The organism is Pararhizobium capsulatum DSM 1112, assembly GCF_030814475.1.
In the GTDB taxonomy this organism is placed as follows: Bacteria; Pseudomonadota; Alphaproteobacteria; order Rhizobiales; family Rhizobiaceae; genus Pararhizobium; species Pararhizobium capsulatum.
Genome location: NZ_JAUSVF010000001.1, coordinates 3,789,758 through 3,810,000 on the forward strand (window position 1 = coordinate 3,789,758; position 20,243 = coordinate 3,810,000).

General features: G+C 58.0%; 12 protein-coding genes, 1 tRNA gene, 2 rRNA genes and 3 pseudogenes (1 of these 18 cut by a window edge). 8 read left to right on the plus strand and 10 right to left on the minus strand.

Annotated features, from left to right (window positions below; translation table 11 throughout):
* Window positions 1-33: 33 nt before the first annotated feature.
* A complete protein-coding gene (locus tag QO002_RS18235; RefSeq protein ID WP_307232244.1) occupies window positions 34-1,461 on the minus strand; it encodes a M20 family metallopeptidase in 1,428 nt (475 codons plus the stop codon).
* A gap of 177 nt (window positions 1,462-1,638) precedes the next feature.
* On the opposite strand from QO002_RS18235, the gene QO002_RS18240 reads away from it, so the two are divergent.
* Window positions 1,639-2,268 carry a GntR family transcriptional regulator gene (locus tag QO002_RS18240; protein ID WP_307232247.1) on the plus strand — a complete coding sequence of 210 codons (630 nt, stop codon included), beginning with the start codon at window positions 1,639-1,641 and terminating at the stop codon, window positions 2,266-2,268.
* Between the two features lie 44 nt (window positions 2,269-2,312).
* Here QO002_RS18240 and fabI read toward each other — a convergent pair whose 3' ends face one another.
* The 4 genes from fabI to QO002_RS18260 are packed head-to-tail and all read right to left on the minus strand — an operon-like array spanning window position 2,313 to window position 7,519.
* The gene (fabI, locus tag QO002_RS18245; RefSeq protein ID WP_307232249.1) at window positions 2,313-3,098 is read right to left on the minus strand and encodes an enoyl-ACP reductase FabI; all 786 of its coding nucleotides are present in this window, start codon (window positions 3,096-3,098) and stop codon (window positions 2,313-2,315) included.
* 29 nt (window positions 3,099-3,127) lie between these two features.
* Entirely contained in the window at window positions 3,128-4,306 is a 1,179-nt protein-coding gene (locus QO002_RS18250; protein WP_307232252.1) for an acetate/propionate family kinase, read from the minus strand.
* Between the two features lie 3 nt (window positions 4,307-4,309).
* A complete protein-coding gene (locus QO002_RS18255; protein ID WP_307232254.1) occupies window positions 4,310-5,266 on the minus strand; it encodes a phosphate acetyltransferase in 957 nt (318 codons plus the stop codon).
* Window positions 5,267-5,287: 21 nt separating this feature from the next.
* Complete coding sequence (locus QO002_RS18260) at window positions 5,288-7,519, minus strand: DUF3141 domain-containing protein (protein ID WP_307232256.1); 2,232 nt, start codon at window positions 7,517-7,519, stop codon at window positions 5,288-5,290.
* Between the two features lie 160 nt (window positions 7,520-7,679).
* On the opposite strand from QO002_RS18260, the pseudogene QO002_RS18265 reads away from it, so the two are divergent.
* Window positions 7,680-7,784, plus strand: a pseudogene (locus tag QO002_RS18265) (AraC family transcriptional regulator); the annotation flags it as partial.
* Window positions 7,785-8,073: 289 nt separating this feature from the next.
* Window positions 8,074-9,069 carry a Gfo/Idh/MocA family protein gene (locus QO002_RS18270; RefSeq protein ID WP_307232258.1) on the plus strand — a complete coding sequence of 332 codons (996 nt, stop codon included), beginning with the start codon at window positions 8,074-8,076 and terminating at the stop codon, window positions 9,067-9,069.
* A 414-nt stretch (window positions 9,070-9,483) separates the two neighbouring features.
* Here QO002_RS18270 and QO002_RS18275 read toward each other — a convergent pair whose 3' ends face one another.
* Window positions 9,484-12,480, minus strand: coding sequence for a beta strand repeat-containing protein (locus QO002_RS18275; protein ID WP_307232260.1), 2,997 nt, complete (start codon window positions 12,478-12,480; stop codon window positions 9,484-9,486).
* A 530-nt stretch (window positions 12,481-13,010) separates the two neighbouring features.
* Here QO002_RS18275 and tnpA point away from each other — a divergent pair.
* From tnpA to tnpC, 3 genes and pseudogenes are all read left to right on the plus strand, one after another.
* Entirely contained in the window at window positions 13,011-13,373 is a 363-nt protein-coding gene (gene tnpA / locus QO002_RS18280; RefSeq protein ID WP_307226568.1) for an IS66-like element accessory protein TnpA, read from the plus strand.
* On the plus strand, window positions 13,370-13,690 hold the full coding sequence (gene tnpB / locus QO002_RS18285; RefSeq protein WP_307226570.1) for an IS66 family insertion sequence element accessory protein TnpB: 321 nt from the start codon (window positions 13,370-13,372) through the stop codon (window positions 13,688-13,690). The genes tnpA and tnpB overlap by 4 nt, the downstream gene beginning before the upstream one ends.
* Window positions 13,691-13,788: 98 nt before the next feature.
* Window positions 13,789-15,143, plus strand: a pseudogene (gene tnpC / locus QO002_RS18290) (IS66 family transposase); the annotation flags it as partial.
* Window positions 15,144-15,427: 284 nt separating this feature from the next.
* On the opposite strand, the gene QO002_RS18295 reads toward tnpC, so the two are convergent.
* Window positions 15,428-16,549, minus strand: a complete 1,122-nt coding sequence (locus QO002_RS18295; RefSeq protein WP_307226573.1) for an IS110 family RNA-guided transposase — start codon at window positions 16,547-16,549, stop codon at window positions 15,428-15,430.
* Window positions 16,550-16,605: 56 nt separating this feature from the next.
* Between QO002_RS18295 and QO002_RS18300 the strand changes: the two are divergent.
* Window positions 16,606-16,842: pseudogene (locus QO002_RS18300) on the plus strand (transposase domain-containing protein); the annotation flags it as partial.
* Entirely contained in the window at window positions 16,842-17,168 is a 327-nt protein-coding gene (locus tag QO002_RS18305) for a hypothetical protein (protein ID WP_307226575.1), read from the plus strand. The pseudogene QO002_RS18300 and the gene QO002_RS18305, both read left to right, overlap by 1 nt.
* Before the next feature lie 129 nt (window positions 17,169-17,297).
* Here the strand turns inward: QO002_RS18305 and QO002_RS18310 are convergent.
* The 3 genes from QO002_RS18310 to QO002_RS18320 form a co-directional block, all read right to left on the minus strand.
* Window positions 17,298-17,374, minus strand: a tRNA-Met gene (locus QO002_RS18310).
* Between the two features lie 311 nt (window positions 17,375-17,685).
* A 5S ribosomal RNA gene (gene rrf / locus QO002_RS18315) occupies window positions 17,686-17,800 on the minus strand.
* Between the two features lie 362 nt (window positions 17,801-18,162).
* A 23S ribosomal RNA gene (locus tag QO002_RS18320) occupies window positions 18,163-20,243 on the minus strand; it runs 855 nt beyond the window's last position.

The following is a 20,243-nucleotide window of genomic DNA, read 5'->3' on the forward strand; positions in this document are numbered from 1 at the left end:
TGGAGGCATATCTTTGAGCCCGGAAAGATGGGCTTACCGGCCATCACTGTTCTCCGGCAGGGGCGGCGAAACGTCATCCGGTATGGGGTTGACGAACGGATTTCCGTCGAGGCGCGCCCTGTGGTCGGCTTTGGCCGCCGCGATGAGAGCGGGATCGCCAATGAGGTCGAGCGCGGTGCTCGCCATGACCTTTGCCGCGTGTTCCATGCCCTTGTGGGCGGCCGGCAAGGTGCCCTGGGCCACCAGTTGCCAGGAATGCCCCGGCGTCCCGATCGCATAGGTGGCGCCGCGCATCTGCACGGTCGGCACGACCCAGCTCACGGTACCGACGTCCGTGGAGCCGACGATCGAGCCATCGCCTCCGCCCAGCGGGTAGATGATATCACAGAGAGCCTGATCTTTCTTCGGCGTCAGGCCGAAGCGCGCATAGGACGCCGAAATGTCCTCCCGTGAGAATGTCTTCTGAAAGGCGCGTGCGGTCTCATTGTCGGCAGCATCGAAGACCGGTGGCCCCAGGCGCTGGAGGTTGGCGAACATGCGCTCCTCGAGCGGGGTGTTGCCGACGAGATTGGCGTCGCCGCTGATAATTTCGCTGCGCACGGTGGTCTCGGTCATCATGGCCGCACCCTCGGCGACTTTCTTGACACGTGCGACAAGCGCCAGCAGTTCCGTCAGCGTCCGGGCGCGGATCAGATAGCGCACCGTCGCACGCGCCTGAACGACATTCGGCGCGGCCCCACCCGCATCGGTAATTGCGTAGTGGACGCGCGCCGTCGATGGCATGTGCTCGCGCATGTAGTTGACGCCGACATTCATCAGTTCGACGGCATCGAGCGCGCTGCGGCCGAGATGCGGCGTCGCCGACGCATGCGACGCGCGACCGCTGAAATGGAAGTTGAGCTCGTTGCAGGCAAGCGAAATCGGATTGTTGACCCCGGCAAACGCGGCCGGATGCCAGGATATGGCGACATCCACATCATCGAAGACACCGGCCCGCACCATGAAGCCCTTGGAGGAGCCGCCTTCTTCGGCAGGGCAGCCATAGTAACGAACGCGCCCCTTGATACCGTTTGCCGCCAGATAATCCTTGACCGCGGCGGCGGCCATCATCGAGCCCGCACCCAACAGGTTATGGCCGCAGCCATGACCGTTGCCGCCGGCGACAACCGCTCGCTCCTCGGCTACACCCGCTTCCTGGCTCAGTCCCGGCAGCGCATCGAACTCGCCGAGAATGGCAATGACAGGACCGCCTTCCCCCGCCTCGCCCATCACGGCCGTCGGCAGCCCGGCCACATCGCGCTCGACGCGAAACCCTTGCTCGGCCAGCAGCCGCGCATGTTCCTCGCAGGAGCGGAACTCCTCGTAATTCGTTTCCGGCATTCCCCAGATGCGATCGCTCAGCGCGGAAAAGACATCGCGTTTTGCTTCGACAAAATTCCAGACGGAATCGGAGTTTTTCATGGATTTAGGGACCAGTTTGCTTTATAGAGTTACCAAAATTGGTGCCAATTTAGGATACAAAAATAAATTGCGCAATCGGGGCTTTTGAATATTTTTGCTTGAGTAGCTGCAAACCAAGCTGGCTATAAGAAAATCAGGTCGACATGAGCCATCCGGGCGATCAGAACAGGTAAACTAATGAGTGAAGTTGAAAGCCAGGCGGCCGAGCGCGACGTTACCGAACTCGTTCTTCAGGATATCCTGACGGGCATGCTGCCCGCAGGCACGTGGCTGAAACAGATCGACCTTGAGCGTCGATATGATTGCACACGACCGGAGGTGCGACGCGCCCTCGATCGGCTATCGCAAAAACGGCTGGTCGAGCATGTTCCCAACCGCGGTTACCATGTCTATCAGCCCGATGGCCGGCGCGCCGACGAGGTCAGCGATATCCGCGTCATTCTCGAAACGGCCGTGGCCGACAGGATGATTACCAATGCGACGCCGGACAGCATCGCCACCCTGCGCCGGCTTGCTCGACATTTCGACGACATGACGCTGACGGGCACCGTGCTGGAACACTATGAAGCGAACCTGGCCTTTCATCGGGAGCTTCTTCTTCTGGGCGGCAATCAGGAACTGGTCGATCTTGTTTCGGAAATCCGCCAGCGCACATCCTCGGCCCCCGTTTCGCAATGGCGGACACGCGCACGGATCGAACAATCCGGCCGCGAGCATCACATGATGATCAACGCGCTCGAAGCAGGTGACGCCGGGGAATTGAGGCGGCTCATCACCCTCCATATCCGCCAGCCGAAGGGCGCGTAAATTCTTGAGGCGCGCGCCGACAGCACTACCCGAAGAACAATCCATCAATCGATGATGTGATAGCCGCCGTCCACGTAAAGGACCTGACCGGTGATCAGGCGTGCGGCGTCATGCGCGAGAAAGGCCGTCGCAACGCCGACGTCATCGATACTGATGAGTTCCCTGGCCGGCGACTTCGTCTTTGTCTTTTCCAGCAACTCATCGAATTCGGGAATGCCAGAGGCGGCACGCGTCGCCAGCGCTCCCGGCGAGATGGCGTGGACCCGGATATTCTTTGGTCCCAGTTCCGCCGCCAGATAACGGGCGGCGCTCTCCAGCGCGGCCTTCGCCACGCCCATGATGTTGTAGTTCTCGACGACCTTTTGCGAGCCGTAATAGGTCATCGTAAACAGCGTGCCGCCATTCTTCATCAGCGGCTCGGCGAGATGGGCCATGCGAATGAAGGACCAGCAGGAAATATCCATCGTCTTCAGGAAGCCGTCGCGTGGGACGTCGACAACCCTGCCGCCCAGCGTATCCTTCGGCGAGAAGGCGATGGAGTGCACGACGAAATCGAGTTCGCCCCAGGTCTTTGAAATCGTGTCGAACACAGCTTCGAGCTGGCCCTCAACCGCCACATCCATCGGCAGGAAGATCGGACTTTCGACCTCCCGTGCGAGAGGCTCCACGTGCGGCTTGGCCTTGTCATTGAGATAGGTGATTGCAAGCTCGGCGCCAAAGGCACGAAATGCTCGTGCGCACCCCCAGGCTATGGAACGATCATTGGCGATGCCCACGATCAGCCCTTTCTTGCCCCTGAGGAGCTGCGCATTGACGACCGGGATGGACATGAGCTGTGCTTCTCCTGTGAGATTTGGCTTCAGGACGCAGTGATCAGTGCAAGCGTATGGCGCGCGATCATCAGTTCCTCATCCGTCGGCAGGACATAGAGCGCGACGCTGCTCGCCTGGGTGGAAATCAGCATCGCACCTCTTTCGTTGGCGTCAGGATCAAGCTCTGCGCCAAGCCATGTCAAGCGCTCGGCAATGCGCGCCCGGATAGCCGGCGCGTTTTCTCCAACGCCAGCGGTGAAAACGAACGCATCCAGACCTCCCAGCGCGCCAGCGAGCATCCCGACACTCAGCGCGCAGCGATGTATGAAATGATCGATCGCAAGGGCGGCGCGTGGATGATCGCTGGCGAGCAGGTCACGCATATCGCCGGAAATGCCAGACAACCCCTTGAGGCCAGACGCCCTATAGAGGAGATCCGTGACGTCAGCGGCGCTCATGCCCTTCTGGTCGAGCAGATAGAGAACGACGCCGGGATCCATCTGGCCTGGCCTTGTGCTCATCGGCAAGCCGTCAAGAGCCGTGAAGCCCATGCTCGTCTCAAGGCTGCGACCGTCCCGCAACGCGCACATAGAAGCTCCGCTACCGAGATGAGCAACAATGACGCGACCCTGCGCGATTTGGGGCGCAACCTCCGCCAGCCGCTCCGCGATGTATTCATAGGAAAGTCCGTGGAACCCGTAGCGGCGAATGCCCTCCTCGTAAAACGCCCATGGCAAGGCGTAGCAGTCCGTATGGACCGCATGGTCACGATGGAAGGCCGTGTCAAAACAGGCGATTTGGGGAACATCCGGATTGATGCCCATGGCAAGGCGGATCGGTGCCAGATTGTTGGGCTGGTGCAACGGTGCAAGCTCCTGAAAAGTCGCGAGCTTGTCGAGAATATCGTGGTCGATCAGGATCGGTTGCGCATAGTCCGGCCCGCCGTGAACCACGCGGTGGCCGACGGCGCTCAGCGTGATACCCTCCAGCGATTGCAGCCAGGTGCGGGTCTCCGCGATAGCTGCGGGCAGATCCTTCACCACATCAGGCTCGTAGCTGCGATCGACCAGCGTCGTGGCATCGACGGCGGTAGCGCGCAGTCGTGGCCGGGTTCCAATCCCATCCATCTGCCCGCGGATGCGACGCTCCAATCGAACGCCGGCGATCTCGAAAATCTGAAACTTGAGGCTTGATGAGCCAGCGTTGACGACGAGGATAGTGTCCATGCGTCAGGCCACCACCTGTACCAGCTGGCGTCGCGCGGCTGCGTAGAGGGTTGCAACAGCGCACGAAGCCAGGCGGCTGCGCACGGAATCCGCCCGCGACGTCAGCACGATCGGGACGCGCGCACCCAGTACGATGCCGGCCGCATCGGCACCAGCGAGAAAAGTCAGGTTCTTGGCCAGCATGTTGCCGGCTTCCAGATCAGGCACGACGATGATCTGTGCCCGGCCGGCCACCGGCGAGGTAAGTCCTTTGATTTCTGCAGCTTCCGGACTTATCGCGTTGTCGAATGCAAGCGGACCGTCGAGCAATCCACCGGTGATCTGGCCGCGCTCGGCCATCTTGCACAGGGCCGCAGCCTCGATGGTCGAGGGGATCTTCGTGGTCACGGTCTCGACAGCGGACACGATCGCCACCCGCGGCTGCCCCAGACCTATCGTGACCCAGAGGTCGATGGCATTCTGCACGATGTCCCGTTTGACATCCAGATCGGGAAAGATGTTGATTGCCGCATCGGTGATAAAAAGCGTGTCCGCGTGGCGGGGAACATCCATAACAAACACGTGGCTGATGCGCCTTTCTGTTCGAAGGCCGGTGGCTGAGGCGGTCACTTCCCGCATCAGTTCGTCGGTATGCAGGCTGCCCTTCATCAGGAGATCGCCCCTTCCCTCCCGGATCAGGGCTACTGCCTTTGCAGCCGCCGCATGGCTGTGCGGCACGTCGATGATCTCGTGCTCCCGCAAATCAAGGCCACTGGCGGCCGCCACCCCCCGTATCTTGGCTTCAGGCCCGATCAGCACCGGGACGATCAGGCGATACTCGGCGGCTTCCAAGGCGCCGCGCAGGGAGGTTTCGTCACAGGGGTGCGCCACGATCGTGACGGCGGGCGTCGCCTTCTGTGCGGCCGCAATCAGGCGGTCGTATTTTGATGGCTCATGGGTCGTCGCAGCCGTGTCAGCCAATGGCAACTCCTGGCATCTTGATTATGCGCTGCGGTTGCGCGGTGTGGTGCGGGTCGGAATGCGGGTAGGCTCGCTGGCCGCCTCTTGCCTTTTTCCAACGTCAAAAAGCTCGGTCACGTGCTGGAAACGCTCCGCCACCGCTTCAGTCAGCGCCCCGGACGCCTCGAGCACACCGCGAAGAATATCCAGCGCTGCTCTACGCTCATCGATGTCGTTTGGCAGCATCGGCGCGATTGCAGCAAGCGCTGCGGCCTCATCATCATCAAGGATGTAATACTGTTCCCGCACCAATGCCTTGAACTCCGACGGGTTCAGCCGGCTGGCATCTTGATGCTCGCGCCGGATCCGGCGGATCATCTCGAATCCACGTTCGTCGGCACCCTCTCGCGCCTTGCCGACAAACAGCAGCGATCGCATCAAAGCCTCCAGCGTTCCACCTTGGGCTATCTTGTCTCTCAACGCTCCGGTTCGAGCTTCGACCAGCGCGCTGGTCAACATGCTCTTAGGCGCCTGGCGCGGCGGGCGGTTCGACTTGGTATCGATGCCGAACGCAGCTTGCAACGCGGATGAACCATACACGGCGTTGAAAGTCTGTTCCGCAATCCGTTCGGACATCTTGCGCCAGTTTTCCAGCCCCTCGACGATCCGTCCGGAAACCTGTTCCTGGAGCGCCAGGAACGGATTGTCGCTCTCTGCGGGGCGTCGGTTCTCCCGAACAAGCTCGGCCGCTCCCTGAACCCAGGCAAGATATGGATTCGAAGAACCAAACAACTCGTAGCTCAGGCGAAGCGGATGCAATCGCCGCATTGCCTCGGCCCAAGATGGGTTCACGGCAGCCTTCACCGCCGGCTGGAGGAAGGTCCGGTAGAGTGCGAGATTGATCTCCGAGAGCCGCGCCGCCGCGGCAAAGCTGTTGTCATCCTCGATGTCATTGCCGCCAAGTGCACGGATATCGTCGAGGGTGCGCCTTTCGCAGCGCATGAGCCATTCGCCGGCCACCAGCTCCGGATGCTCAGTTGCGTCTCCCTTCGGCTCAAGGACCGCTTCGTAGAGACCTGGAGGAAGTACGTCGATCAGATCGATGTTCGAAGCGAACTCGTCATGCTCCTTGCGGGCGACACCGGCGGAAACGAAGATCCCCAGATGACCGACCTTTTCGTGCACGACATAGGCGATCGTCTGGCCGAGCGAACGAATTTCATCGACGCTCTCATAGAGGTCAAGAATCCAGCCGAGCGCCTGCTGCGGCGGTGTGATATTGTCGCCCTTCGAGCAAAAGACCACGATCGGCGAGCGGATCGTGCGCAGGTCGATGGTCGTCCCGTCGGAGGTGCGGATTTCTCCCACGGCGAGCTTGTTCCCGACAAAGAGCTCATCGACGATAAACTGCATCTCCTCCGCGTTGAGCGTGACATGCCCGCCCCACCAGCGCTCGAAACCCAGGTAGCGTTCGGCCTCCGTATCGACCTTGGAATAGAGGTTGTACTGTTTGCTCCAAAGGGTATTGGCCGGATTCTGGTTTTCGAAATTCTGGGCAAGCCAGGCGCCATCGAATTTTCCAGCGCCAAGATCGCCGACCAGGGCCGTCAACCAGCTGCCGCCGAGAAGTCCGCCGGAATAGCGCATCGGATTTTGTCCATGCACGCCCGCCCAATAGGCAAGCGGCGAACCTGCAACGATAATCGGCCCGAACAGCTCCGGCCGCACGGCGGCAAGCATCATCACCGCCCATCCCGCCTGGCAGTTGCCGATGACGCACGGCTTCCCATCGGCCTCGGGGTGACGAGCAATCACGATTTCCAGAAACCGCGCCTCAGCCCGTGCGATCTTCTCAATCGTCTGGCCGGGCACAGGATCAGGCAGAAAGCCAATGAAGTAGCAGGCATGACCCGCTTTCATCGCTACGCCGATTTCACTGTCGGCCTTGAAGCCGCCTATGCCGGGACCGTGCCCCGCACGCGGATCAACGATGACAAAGGGGCGCTTGAGCGGATCAATCACAACCCCGGCTGGCGGGACAATACGAACGAGGGCGTAGTTGACCGGCTCCTCGAAAGTCCGGGCGTCAGAGATGAGCTCGGCCTCATAATCCAGTACATGTGGTGCCTTGCGCGCGGTGTGCTCCTCATACTGCTCGGCACGCTGCCGCATCACGTCAAGAAACAGAATCCAACGTTGCCAAGCATCGATTGAGTAGTTCGCCGACGCATCGGCAAACGCCGGAAACGACGATACATTGGATAGCTCGGACATTCTGTCCACTCCTTTTGCGACCGGAATGAAATCATCGGAAGGTCTGCGCGACACCGCCGCGGCGCTGGAAATACAAAGCTAATTCAACAAATGAGATATATGAAACTGCACAATAGCACTGGATTGTTGCATTCATTTTATAGCGAGACAAGTTGGAATTGGATGGGCAGCGCGCGACTTTCCAATCTAGTGCCAGCGGCTGAGCTTCTTCCCGGAGGTGTCGGAGCATGAGGCGGTCGCCGAACTGTTTTTACCGGTGAAATAACGCCATCTGCTGACAGCCGGTGGCTCCTGATTGCAAGAAACGGACAGACTTCCGTCCACCATTATCAGACGTGGGGCTTGGCTTCGGGCCGTGAGCAATCATCAAGCCATTCCGGCGCTATCGGCAGAGGGTTCCGGAAAGTTGCGTATCGAGAACACCTTGACCAACTGTTTCGGGCCACAGTTCGCAACGCTCGGCGTTCTATTTTCGCTAGGGAGAGTGTGCGTATCCCGTAGCGGCCCATGTCCACATGTGCTCCAAAGGGAATACGTTCGGACGCTTTGGAGGATTGAATGGAAAGAAGCTGGGGTGGGGTATCCTCGCGACAGGATGGATCGCAGAACTCTTCACGCAGGACTTGATTTCGTCCGGGTTGAAAGTTGCCGCAGTCGGGTCGAGACATCTCGAAAAGGCGAGTGCTTTCGCCGAGCATTTCGGAATACCGAAGGCACACGGGAGCTATGAGGACCTTGTCGCTGACCCTGAGGTCGATATCATCTACATCGCGACGCCGCACCCGCAACACGTCGATGCGGCGCTGCTTGCCCTCGACGCAGGCAAGCACGTCCTTGTCGAGAAACCCTTCACCCTGAATGCGCTGGAGGCCCGGCAGATCGTTGATCGCGCTTACGCGGGAAAACGCGTCGTGCTTGAAGCGATGTGGACACGGTTTCTGCCGCACATGAAGCGTATTCATGAGATCATCGATGCCGGGACGCTGGGGACATTGCGTTCGCTTTCCGCCGAGCATAGGCAGTTCTTGCCGACCGATCCCAAGCACCGCCTGAACGCGCTGGAACTGGGCGGCGGAGCGCTGCTCGACCTTGGCATTTATCCGATTTCCTTCGCCTTCGACATCCTGGGTGCCCCAAGGTCGGTTCAGGCCACGGCCCGCTTCAAGGAAACCGGCGTCGATGCCGAGGTTGCGACGGTCATGGAACACCGTGACGGAGCCATTTCCACAACGGCGTCTGCCCTGGATTGCGCCGGACCCAACACTGCCGTTATCTACGGCTCAAAGGCCCGTATCGAGATCGCTTCCGTCTGGTACTCGCCGACATCGTTCCGCGTCATTGATCACAAAGGCGACGTTCTCGAAGAATTCGCGGAGACGGTTTCAGGTCGAGGCATGCAATTCCAGGCCTTCGAAATGGAACGCCTGATCAGGTCCGGCACGTCTTCGGAAGTGATGGCACCTGAAGACACAGTCGCTATCATGGAAACGCTTGATGCGATCAGGAAGCAAATCGGCCTGGTCTACCCGTCCGAAAACGTCGTCGGATGACAATTTCAAAAGAGGCAATGGCGGCGGACGCGAAAATCGGTCGGCCGTTCATTATCGGTAATTAGAGTTTGTCAGGGAAAAGTGGAAACCGGTTTTCCCGAAAAGACAAACGGAAACAAAAGAATCTAGAGGATGTCTGGTTCAATCTGAACCAGACATCCTCTAAGCGTCGAAGTTTGGCTCCGACGCCCTTTTGCCGAGGGTGGCTAAGTTGCGCAGAATAATCATGCCCGCAGCAGGCCGATTTTGGCGCGTTCATAAATCTGGCGCGTGATGAGTTTCAGGCGCCAGATTTAGCCTTCCGTCTGACCATTTGACCATGGTGAGACAATCGCGCGGAGGTCAGACGCATCGGTTCAACGACAGAACTGATGCCCGGCTGCATGGCTTTCGAGCCGATTCCGGGCTCAAGCCTTACACCACCAGAAAATCGGCATGCGTCATGGTCAGGCCGGTGCCGAGGGTTGCGAAGCGGACTGCCGCGCCTGCGCCGACGCCGTCGGCATCGTAACTCAGCGCGCCTGTCGCCGAATTGTAGATGATCCGATCACTGGCATCGGCCGCCGCAGTTCCAATGTGAAATGCTGATGACACCAGTGCGCCGGCTGCACCGAGCGTGGTGAAGATAGCATTCTCCAACTGGATCGTATCGCCTGGTACGGAGAAGTCGGTGATCCTGTCGACATTGGTCGCAGAATTGAGCGCCGTGTTGAAGACAAAACTGTCCGCGCCGGAACCGCCGGTCAGCGTGTCACTGCCGAGCCCCCCCATCAGCCGGTCGTTGCCTCCCTGGCCCTGCAGTATGTCGTTTCCTCCGCCGCCATCGATCACATTGGCCCCGTTGTTGCCGATAATGGTTTGGGCAAGCGCGTTGCCGGTCAGGTTGAGGGCCTTGGTGACAAGCGCGTCGTCGGTGGCAAACAGCTCGATCGACGCATTGGCTGCCAGTGTATAGCTGACACTGGTCGCAACCCGATCCGAGCCGGCGCCGGCCGCTTCGATAATCACGTCGTGGGCATTGTCGACGAAGTAGATGTCGTCGCCAGCGCCGCCGGCCATCGTATCGGCGCCAAGGCCACCAATCAGCCAGTTTGCGCCGCTGTTGCCGGTGATCTGGTTCGCCAGGTCGTTACCAGCACCGTTGATCGCGGCAGACCCCGTCAGAACGAGCTTTTCAAGATTGGCGCCCAGCGCATAGCTCACGGAGGACTGAACGGTATCTACCTGCCCCACGTTCGCCGACGTTTCCAGAACCATGTCTCCGGCACTGTCGACTATGTACAGGTCGTTGCCGTCGCCACCGGCGAGCGCATCGTTGCCGCCGCCGCCATTGAGCACATTGTTTCCGCTTGTGCCGCTGATGGCGTTGTCCGCGCCGTTACCGAAACCATTGATGTTGCCCGATCCCTCGAGTACCAGATTTTCGACATTCAGACCGAGCGTGAATGTGACTTTCGCCCGCACCGTGTCGGACCCTTTACCGGCAGCTTCGACAACGACGTCATTGATGTTATCGACTATGTAGTAGTCGTTGCCGGCCCCACCTTGAAGGATATCTGCGCCTGCTCCACCATCAAGGACGTCGTCACCGGCTCCGGACTTGATGACATTGGCAATACCGCTGCCGACGAGGTATGGTCCGGTCTGAGCAGTGCCCGTCAACGTCTCGATGTCACCGCGGATGTTGGAAGCCGCGAGGCTGTAATATGCACTGCTCGTGCGGATCTCGTCTTTGCCGGAACCGCCTGTTTCGTCGACAGTGTCGATCGCGTCTACAAGGTAGATGTCATTGCCCGCTCCGCCGCGGAGCGTATCTGCGCCTGCGCCGCCATCGAGCCTGTCGTTCCCCGCACCGCCCCTTATCTGGTTCGACGCGCTATTACCCACGAGCGTCTGGCCGGTTGAGGAAAGTCCGGTCAGGTTTTCGACGGCGCCACGAACATTGGCGTTGACGAGACTGTAAGAAGCAAGCGTCGTGCGAATTTCGTCAACGCCGGAGCCACCCGTCTCGCTGACGATATCCCCGACCTCGGCTACAATGTAGATATCATTGCCGCCGCCGCCGCTCATGGTATCAGCGTTTGCGCCCCCGTCGATCTTGTCAGCGCCCCAACTCCCGGTGATGACATTCGCGGCGGCATTCCCGGTCAGCGATTGCCCTGTCAGCCCGGTACCGGTAAGATTTTCAACGCTTCCCTGAACGTTTGATGAGCCAAGACTGTAGGCTGCAAGTGCAGTTCGGACTTCATCGACGCCATTTCCGCCTGCTTCATCGACGCGGTCTTTTAGGCTGTCTACATAGTAGGTGTCATTGCCCGCATTGCCGCGCATGATGTCGTCGCCGCTACCGCCGACCAGGGTGTCATTGCCGCCGGCGCCGGCCAGTATATCCTGTCCAGCGCCTCCGACGAGACGGTCCGCTGTCGCTCCCCCCTGGAGGGTATCATCGCCAGCCGTACCGACGACAAGCACCAGATCCGAGCCGCCATGCGCATCGACCCAGGAATCGGTCTCGGCAAGCAGATTTTTCCAGGTTTCGGAACTGGCGTCCTTGAGATGGCTCTGGCCCCACCAGAAAACGACCGCGGCGCCTTCGGTCGCCGCAAGCATGTCGTGCATTTCCTGCGCGGTCGGCCCGCGGGACGCAGCGATCAGATCAGGGTCCATTTGCGCGAGGACATCCGGGGAGAACAGGTCCTCCGGAGAAAAACCCTGCAGAACCATTGTATGTAACTTGTCTGGAAGATTTTCCGCCAGCCACATCATATAGTCGCGGACCGCCTGCGCCGGCGAAACAAGCTTGCCATTGCTGTACGGGGTCGAGGCACCGACGGAAGCGCCGACCGGGTAGACATCGAAGCCGACGATGTCAGCCCATTTGGCATGAGCGAGGACGTCGGCGAAATACGCATCGCGACCTTCCTGCGTCTGCATCACCGGGTCTTCTTCGTCGATAGACCGTTGAACCTGGATAACCGGCAAGCTGGCGTCGATCGCCTTTATGTGTTCGTAAAGCCGCTGGGAAACGGCTGGGTCCACGTTGCGGAAGGCTGGTTCGTCCGGCCCATATACGCCATAGAGAAGATCGCGCCCGGCTGCTTTGATAAGGGCACGAAGGGGATCAAGCTCAGCCGATGGGAATGGCTCATTCAGGTCGTATAATAATTCGGCGTTAACGGCGAGTTTGATGCCATGCGCCCGCATAGCTTCGAAAACGCTCGGATCAGCGGTACCAAAGGGAGGGGGCAGAAAATCCGTCTCAAACCCGAGGCTCTGGGACGTCGGATTTTCCTGGTATTGGGTGAACGGAAAATAGACCTTGACGCCTGCAGCTTCGAGCTGGCTGAAAATAAGATCGTAATTACGGGTCGCCCCAAGTTCTAAAGGCACACCTGCCATTCCGACAATCATCAACACTCCAGTCGCCGATCCCATGATTCGGCCAATTCAATCACTGGCTGGCATGTACCCGACGCAGCTTGTGCGAAGCAACCCAGAGGCAACCTGACAATCCGCCCATCCCCAGGCGAATGCTTCGGTGCACGGGCACTCGGAATGACCACCGGCGTCCGGCCGCACGAAGGTACCAAACCAAAACTTTGTCCCGACGCAGCGCCATCAGCTCCGCGAAAGTGTGTCGCGATCTTCCCGATTCGCTTTCCACGCCTTAGCTCTTTGTTTTTGCGTATGTCGTTATCGCAAAACCGCTGCGCACTCCCGCGCAACATACTTTAGTTCGGCCTGAAATGTCGAGATTGCCGCAATCGTGGGTTGCTCAAGTTTCACGGGTATGCTTGCCATTTCGACAATCATCCCGCTGATCGGACCCGTTAAAAAGTAAGCGTCCGGCGAGCAGATTTCTCTGATCGGCCAAATCAGGCGATGTTCTGGCATTAGAACCAGCATTAGTGCTGACATTAATTCCAGATCAAAGAGGTTTCATGGCTCGAATTGAGATCATGTCCGGGACTGAGCGCAGACGGCGTTGGTCGGACGAAGCGAAACTGAGGATATTGGCAGAAGCGGATCAACCTGGTGTTCGCATTGGTGATGTGGCTCGCCGGCATGACATTCATCCTGGCCAAATCCGTTTGTGGCGGCAGTCCTTCAGCTATGTTGGTCGACCAGCGATGTTCCTTCCGGTGGAAATCACCGAGGAAGTGAGCGCTACCCAGGCACCTGATACGCCACCGACGCCAGCGGTCATTGAGATCTCGCTACGAAACGGTCGGGGCTTGAAAGTCCCGATTGATGTTGAGCTGAAGCTGCTTACGTCGCTGGTGGCCTGTCTGGAGGCGGCATGATCGGACCTTCCGGGAATGTGCGGGTCTATCTGGCCTGCGGAGTAACGGACATGCGGCGTGGCATTGATGGTCTATCGGCGCTGGTCGAGACGGCGATTAAGGAGGCACCGGGCTCGAGTGCGATCTTCGGCTTCCGCGGAAAGCGCGCCGATCGGATCAAGCTTCTCTGGTGGGATGGCCAAGGGTTTTGCCTATTTTACAAGGTTCTTGAGCGCGGATACTTTCCATGGCCGACGGCGAAAGAGGGCGTTGCGCACCTGACGCAGGCGCAGCTCTCGATGCTTGTGGAAGGGATTGATTGGCGCCGACCTGCATGACTTCGGCCCCGGCGAGAACGGGCTAAAACGCTTATTTTGCAGGGAAATCCGGGGCAAAATTCTGGCGCTCCAGGGGCAAATCTGCTACGTTTACGGGCATGGGAACAACGCCTCTGCACAGTCAGGACGAGCTATCTGTTTTGCGCGCACTCGTCGCGGAACAGGCGGCGAAACTTGAGAGCCAGGAAGCCGAAGTCATCAAGCGCGACTCCATTATCGGGCTGTTGCGGGCGCAACTGGAATTGCTCCGACACCGGCAGCATGGCGCGTCTTCGGAAAAGATCGACCGGAAGATCGAGCAGTTTGAGCTGATGCTGGAGGAGATCGAGGCCTCTCGTGCCGAGGCTGAACTGCGCTCCGGGAAAACCCCTCTGCCGGAGTTGGACGACACATCCGAGAAGCCGAAGCGCAAGCCATTGCCAGATGGTCTCGCCACCGAAGAACTGGTCTATGCAGCTCCCTGCAATTGCCCGACCTGCGGTGGCACCTCGTTCCTGAAGGCGGCCGACAGGGTGGTCCAGGTGCTGGAGCACGTGCCGGCGTCGGTGAAGATTGTCCGCCATGTCGAAAAGCGCATGATCTGCAGGGAATGCGATACGACAGTGGCTGGCGAGATGCCGACCCTGCCGATCGAGCGCGGCAAACCCGGACCGGGATTGCTCGCCCATATCATGGTCGCCAAGTTCGACGATCACATCCCCCTCTACCGCCTGTCCGAGATGTACGACCGGTTGGGGATAGACATCTCCCGATCCGTGATGGCGGACTGGGTCGGTCGCGTCTCCGTTCTACTGGCTCCTCTCATCTTGCTGATCAGAGCCCATATCGCCGCGCTTGACCGAATACATACGGACGATACCCCCGTCGATGTTCTCGACCCCGGACGGGGCAAGACAAAAACCGGCAGGGTCTGGGTCTATGTCTTCGACGGCAGTGGCTATCGAGCCGCCACTCCCGGTGCCATCGCTTATTACTATAGCCCTGACCGCAAGGGCATGCATCCGGCCGACCACCTCGCAAACTTCAGCGGTGTGATGCATGCCGATGGCTATGGGGGTTACAAGAAGCTCTACGGCAACCAGATCGTCGAGGCCGCCTGCATGGCGCATGTGCGCCGCAAGTTCCATGACGTGATCAAGCTGAAGCCGTCTCCGATCGCTGAGGAAGCGTTGTCGCGGATCGGAGCGCTCTACGATATCGAGAACCGTATCCGCGGCATGTCGGCTGACGAGCGGCGTACCCTGCGCCAACAACATGCCAGCTGGGAGAGTTGAAGGCCTGGATCGAGGCGACGCTTCCGATGCTGCCACAGAAGCAGAAGCTGGCCGAAGCAATGCGATACGCCCTCTCGCGATGGACAGCCTTGAGCGTTTACATCGACGATGGCCGTGTCGAAATCGATAACAACATAGCTGAACGAGCCATGCGTCCACTTGGAATTGGAAGGAAAAATTCTTATGACCATTATCAAGTATTGGGACGCACTTTAAAGCGCCACCCACCACGCAGGCAGCGTATAGCATTGCGTCACGGTCGGGATGGGTCAGAGCGCCAGGAATACTCGACGGTTGCTCAAACTCTTGTCCTGGGATTGGCTACCCAATGGTGACGATGCGTCGGAAGGCTGCCTCGATCTGGCTACGGACATAGGATAAACCCGTCCAAATTTTTGCCCGAGGATTCCTTCTCCGCTCCCGACGCTCTGACCATTCCCGATCGCTGATTATGGGCTAGCTCTCAAGCAGCAGGTGACATTGTTTCGACTTCCGTTTTGCGAGCAACATCCCATAGGAAGCCGACAAGCTCGCGAGCGACCGCGGTGATGGCCACGTTGCTCTTTTTACCTGATCCGACCAATTTGCGGTATCGAGAGCTCAGCCGCACCTGTGCTTTCCAGGCGATGTCATTAATGGCCTGCGGGACGTCCGGGCGTCGCTTATGCATCCAGTTCCCAACCTTGGCCTGAACGCGGTAGGACCAGGCAGCTTCGAAGAGCAAGGCGCGAAGGGCCGAGTTGCCTGTCTTCGTTATCCCGCGTGGTCGAACGGAACCGCCGCTTGAGTGCTCTCCAGGGACCAGTCCAAGGTATGCCATGAGCTTCCGGGGACTGTCGAAGCGAGAAAATATTCCGACCTCGGCGACCAGTGTTGCGGCAATGACCAAGCCTATGCCTTTGAAGGCCTGCAGGTTCATCACTGTACGTGCCAGGGACCATGTTTGAGAAATGACAGCGATCTGATCCTCCAACTCCTTTTTGCGGGCCTCGGCCTGTTCCAGTCGATTTAGATAGCTTTGAAACGCGATCTGCTGTGCATGATGTTGGAAATGTCGGTTGCGTAGCCAGGTTCTATGCCTCGAAGTCCATGACTTGGCTGAATACCGGAGGTCATGCTTTAACAAAAACAGTTGGATCAATGTTCGTGCTTTCCGCGCATCGTGAGACGCGACAGACCGGGCTCGCACTAGGTCACGCATCGCCTCGTGCACGACATCAGGAACCCAAACGAAGGTAAGTTCTCCGGCGCGCAACAGCCTTGCAAGCATCATGGCGTCGCGAGTGTCGTTCTTCTGCCGATTGCCCGGTCGGACAGGGGTATGGCTTGGCGCGACTACCCGGCAAACAAACCCCAACGCCTCAATTTGCCGAAAGACGTTGTATCCACACGGCCCTGCCTCGTAAACAAACTCTACCCGTCCGTGCCTGCTCGAAAGTTTCTTTACAAGTTTGGAGATCGCGTCTGGCTCGTTCGGAATCGCTCCGAATAGACGGACCTCGCCAGAACGGCCAGCGTCTGCAATGGCAACGGAGATCGAGTCTTTGTGGACGTCCAACCCAATATATGCATCGTAGTCAGTCATGACGAATCCATCCTCCCCATCGGCCGAAATGGCACCAGGCTATGCTGCGCTCAACGAATGACATCGCAAGGAGGAATGGTCATAGCATCTGGTTATTCGCAGGCTCGGACAAGGGTGGCGATCGCATCGCCAACATCCTGACCATCATCGAAACGGTCAAATTGCACGGCCATAATCCGGAGGTCTATCTGACAGATGTCCTGATCCGGATCCAGGATCACCCCAAGGACCGACTTGAAGACCTGTTGCCCTGGAATTGGACACCAGCAAAAGCCCGATGCGAGGCCGCCTGATGGCACGCTCGACCCGCGTATACACGATCAAAGCCGTCGCGGACCTCATCGACGAGGATATGGAGCTGCTCGAAGAGATCACGTACAATTCCGACAACATCGACTACGGCGAGATGATCCACATAGAAGACGGGTCCGAAGATGGCATAACCGGATTTACAGATCGCGGCATCGAATGCATAGAGGAACTCCTGCGCGATGCCCGGAGCTGGAAGGGCGGACTACGAAGCTTCCTGGTCGCGGATCATTGTGACCCGGAAACGATCGAACGCATCATGGCTAAAGAACAGGTTCGAATCGAGGCTCAAAACCGTAAGCAGGCATAAAATCTATTCGCCGGACGCTTACGTTAAAAACGGGGGGATTACCGGAGCAGAAACAAAAAAAGCTCCTCGACGGTTATGTCGAGGAGCTTTCTGTAAAACGACTTGCCCGGGCGAATTTGCAAGTCTCAGTGGTTGCGGGGGCAGGATTTGAACCTGCGGCCTTCAGGTTATGAGCCTGACGAGCTACCGGGCTGCTCCACCCCGCGCCAATTTTTTGCCTTTGGCAAAAAGATTGCTGCGACCCTTTGGTCGCTTCTGCCGAGTTTTGGCAAAGCCAAAATCTCGTTTGAGTTCTTTTATCGGCGCTTTTGCTTATTGCAAAAGCTCGATTGACCAACATTTCGTCTGTTTATGCGGTTTAATTTACCGAAGCAAAAAGGCCGCTTGAGGGCGGCCCGTTGTTTCGGCTTGGGCCGGCGTTTGTTGAGAGAAGATATGGTTTTTTGTTGAACATGCAGCTTATCCTCAGCCTTACGGCATCGGGCGCATGTTATCGGTTTATTCTTGCCTTTTGCAGACCTGGCAGCGACCTACTCTCCCGCGTCTTAAGACGAAGTACCATTGGCGCTGGGGCGTTTCACGGCCGTGTTCGGAATGGGAACGGGTGCGGCCACCCCGCAATAACCACCAGGTCGGCAAAGGGCAAGATTTACACCTGCAATGCAGGTGTAAATCTCGCTCTTTGCTTGTCCGATACTCCTTGTCCTGTTCGCTTGGCGCTCACAGGGGACATCGGACGGCCATACGGTCATCTCACGAGGAGGCGACTTTGGGCCAGAGCGATTTTCACACCGCAGATGCGGGTAAAACCGATATTTGAGAAGCTGGTTGAAGCCTGCGTAAACCGCCTGCGGTTTATCGCTTTTGCTTCATTTGTCTTATGTGAACACGTCTTTTTTTGATGGCTTATGGTTCAGTCGGACGAAGACTTCGTCTTCGCCGAGTATCGGACAAACGCTTTGCGTTTGCCGAGTGATGAACACAAGCAATGGGAACGATCAAGCCAATCGAACGATTAGTACCGGTAAGCTTCATGCATTACTGCACTTCCACACCCGGCCTATCAACGTGGTAGTCTTCCACGGTTCTCAAGGGAATACTCGTTTTCAGGTTGGTTTCCCGCTTAGATGCCTTCAGCGGTTATCCATTCCATATATAGCTACCCTGCTATGCGGCTGGCGCCACAACAGGTCCACCAGAGATATGTCCATCCCGGTCCTCTCGTACTAGGGACAGATCCTGTCAATATTCCTACACCCACGGCAGATAGGGACCGAACTGTCTCACGACGTTCTGAACCCAGCTCACGTACCGCTTTAATTGGCGAACAGCCAAACCCTTGGGACCTGCTCCAGCCCCAGGATGCGATGAGCCGACATCGAGGTGCCAAACAACCCCGTCGATATGGACTCTTGGGGGTCATCAGCCTGTTATCCCCGGCGTACCTTTTATCCGTTGAGCGATGGCCCTTCCACACGGGACCACCGGATCACTATGACCGACTTTCGTCTCTGCTCGACTTGTCAGTCTCGCAGTCAGGCGGGCTTATGCCATTGCACTCGACGACCGATTTCCGACCGGTCTGAGCCCACCATCGCGCGCCTCCGTTACTCTTTCGGAGGCGACCGCCCCAGTCAAACTACCCACCATACACTGTCCCGGATCCGGATAACGGACCGCGGTTAGACATCCATGACGATAAGGGTGGTATTTCAAGGATGGCTCCACCTGAACTGGCGTCCAAGCTTCAAAGCCTACCACCTATCCTACACATGCCGACACGAATGCCAGTGTAAAGCTATAGTAAAGGTGCACGGGGTCTTTCCGTCTGACCGCAGGAACCCCGCATCTTCACGGGGAATTCAATTTCACTGAGTCTATGCTGGAGACAGCGGGGAAGTCGTTACGCCATTCGTGCAGGTCGGAACTTACCCGACAAGGAATTTCGCTACCTTAGGACCGTTATAGTTACGGCCGCCGTTTACTGGGGCTTCGATTCAAAGCTTGCACCTCTCCTCTTAACCTTCCAGCACCGGGCAGGCGTCAGGCCCTATACGTCGTTTTGCAACTTCGCAGAGCCCTGTGTTTTTGATAAACAGTCGCTACCCCCTGGTCTGTGCCACCCTGACATACTTGCGTACGACAGGGTCACGCTTCTTCCGAAGTTACGCGTGCAATTTGCCGAGTTCCTTCAGCATAGTTCTCTCAAGCGCCTTGGTATACTCTACCTGACCACCTGTGTCGGTTTCGGGTACGGTCTATACGGTGGAGCTATTTCCTGGAACCGCTTCCCCGCCCGGACAATCCAATAAGTCCGAACAAGTTACGCAATCCGTCACTACCACCAGGCCCACGAATATTAACGTGGTTCCCATCGACTACGCATTTCTGCCTCATCTTAGGGGCCGGCTAACCCTGCTCAGATTAACTTTAAGCAGGAACCCTTGGTCTTTCGGCGAGGGGGTCTCTCACCCCCTTTATCGTTACTCATGTCAACATTCGCACTTCCGATACCTCCAGGACCCCTCACAGGTATCCCTTCACAGGCTTACGGAACGCTCCGCTACCACAGCGTCTTCGTGAGAAGATCGCTATCCTCAGCTTCGGTGCATGGCTTTAGCCCCGTTACATTTTCGGCGCAAAGACCCTTATTTAGACCAGTGAGCTGTTACGCTTTCTTTAAATGATGGCTGCTTCTAAGCCAACATCCTGGTTGTTTTGGGATCCTCACATCCTTTCCCACTTAGCCATGACTTGGGGACCTTAGCTGGAGGTCAGGGTTGTTGCCCTCTTCACGACGGACGTTAGCACCCGCCGTGTGTCTGCCGACTAGTACTCCTCGGTATTCGGAGTTTGGTTAGGATCAGTAAGACGGTGAGTCCCCATAGCCCATCCAGTGCTCTACCCCCGAGGGTATTCGGTCGACGCACTACCTAAATAGTTTTCGCGGAGAACCAGCTATTTCCGAGTTTGATTGGCCTTTCACCCCTAGCCACAAGTCATCCCAATCTATTGCAACAGATGCGGGTTCGGTCCTCCAGTTGGTGTTACCCAACCTTCAACCTGCTCATGGCT

Bases quoted from the DNA above. Each gene is read 5' to 3' on its own strand.
- QO002_RS18235 (WP_307232244.1), bottom strand. From the start codon at position 1,461: ATGAAAAACTCCGATTCCGTCTGGAATTTTGTCGAAGCAAAACGCGAT.
- QO002_RS18240 (WP_307232247.1), top strand. From the start codon at position 1,639: ATGAGTGAAGTTGAAAGCCAGGCGGCCGAGCGCGACGTTACCGAACTC.
- fabI (WP_307232249.1), bottom strand. From the start codon at position 3,098: ATGTCCATCCCGGTCGTCAATGCGCAGCTCCTCAGGGGCAAGAAAGGG.
- QO002_RS18250 (WP_307232252.1), bottom strand. From the start codon at position 4,306: ATGGACACTATCCTCGTCGTCAACGCTGGCTCATCAAGCCTCAAGTTT.
- QO002_RS18260 (WP_307232256.1), bottom strand. From the start codon at position 7,519: ATGTCCGAGCTATCCAATGTATCGTCGTTTCCGGCGTTTGCCGATGCG.
- QO002_RS18275 (WP_307232260.1), bottom strand. From the start codon at position 12,480: ATGATTGTCGGAATGGCAGGTGTGCCTTTAGAACTTGGGGCGACCCGT.
- tnpA (WP_307226568.1), top strand. From the start codon at position 13,011: ATGGCTCGAATTGAGATCATGTCCGGGACTGAGCGCAGACGGCGTTGG.
- tnpB (WP_307226570.1), top strand. From the start codon at position 13,370: ATGATCGGACCTTCCGGGAATGTGCGGGTCTATCTGGCCTGCGGAGTA.
- QO002_RS18295 (WP_307226573.1), bottom strand. From the start codon at position 16,549: ATGACTGACTACGATGCATATATTGGGTTGGACGTCCACAAAGACTCG.
- QO002_RS18305 (WP_307226575.1), top strand. From the start codon at position 16,842: ATGGCACGCTCGACCCGCGTATACACGATCAAAGCCGTCGCGGACCTC.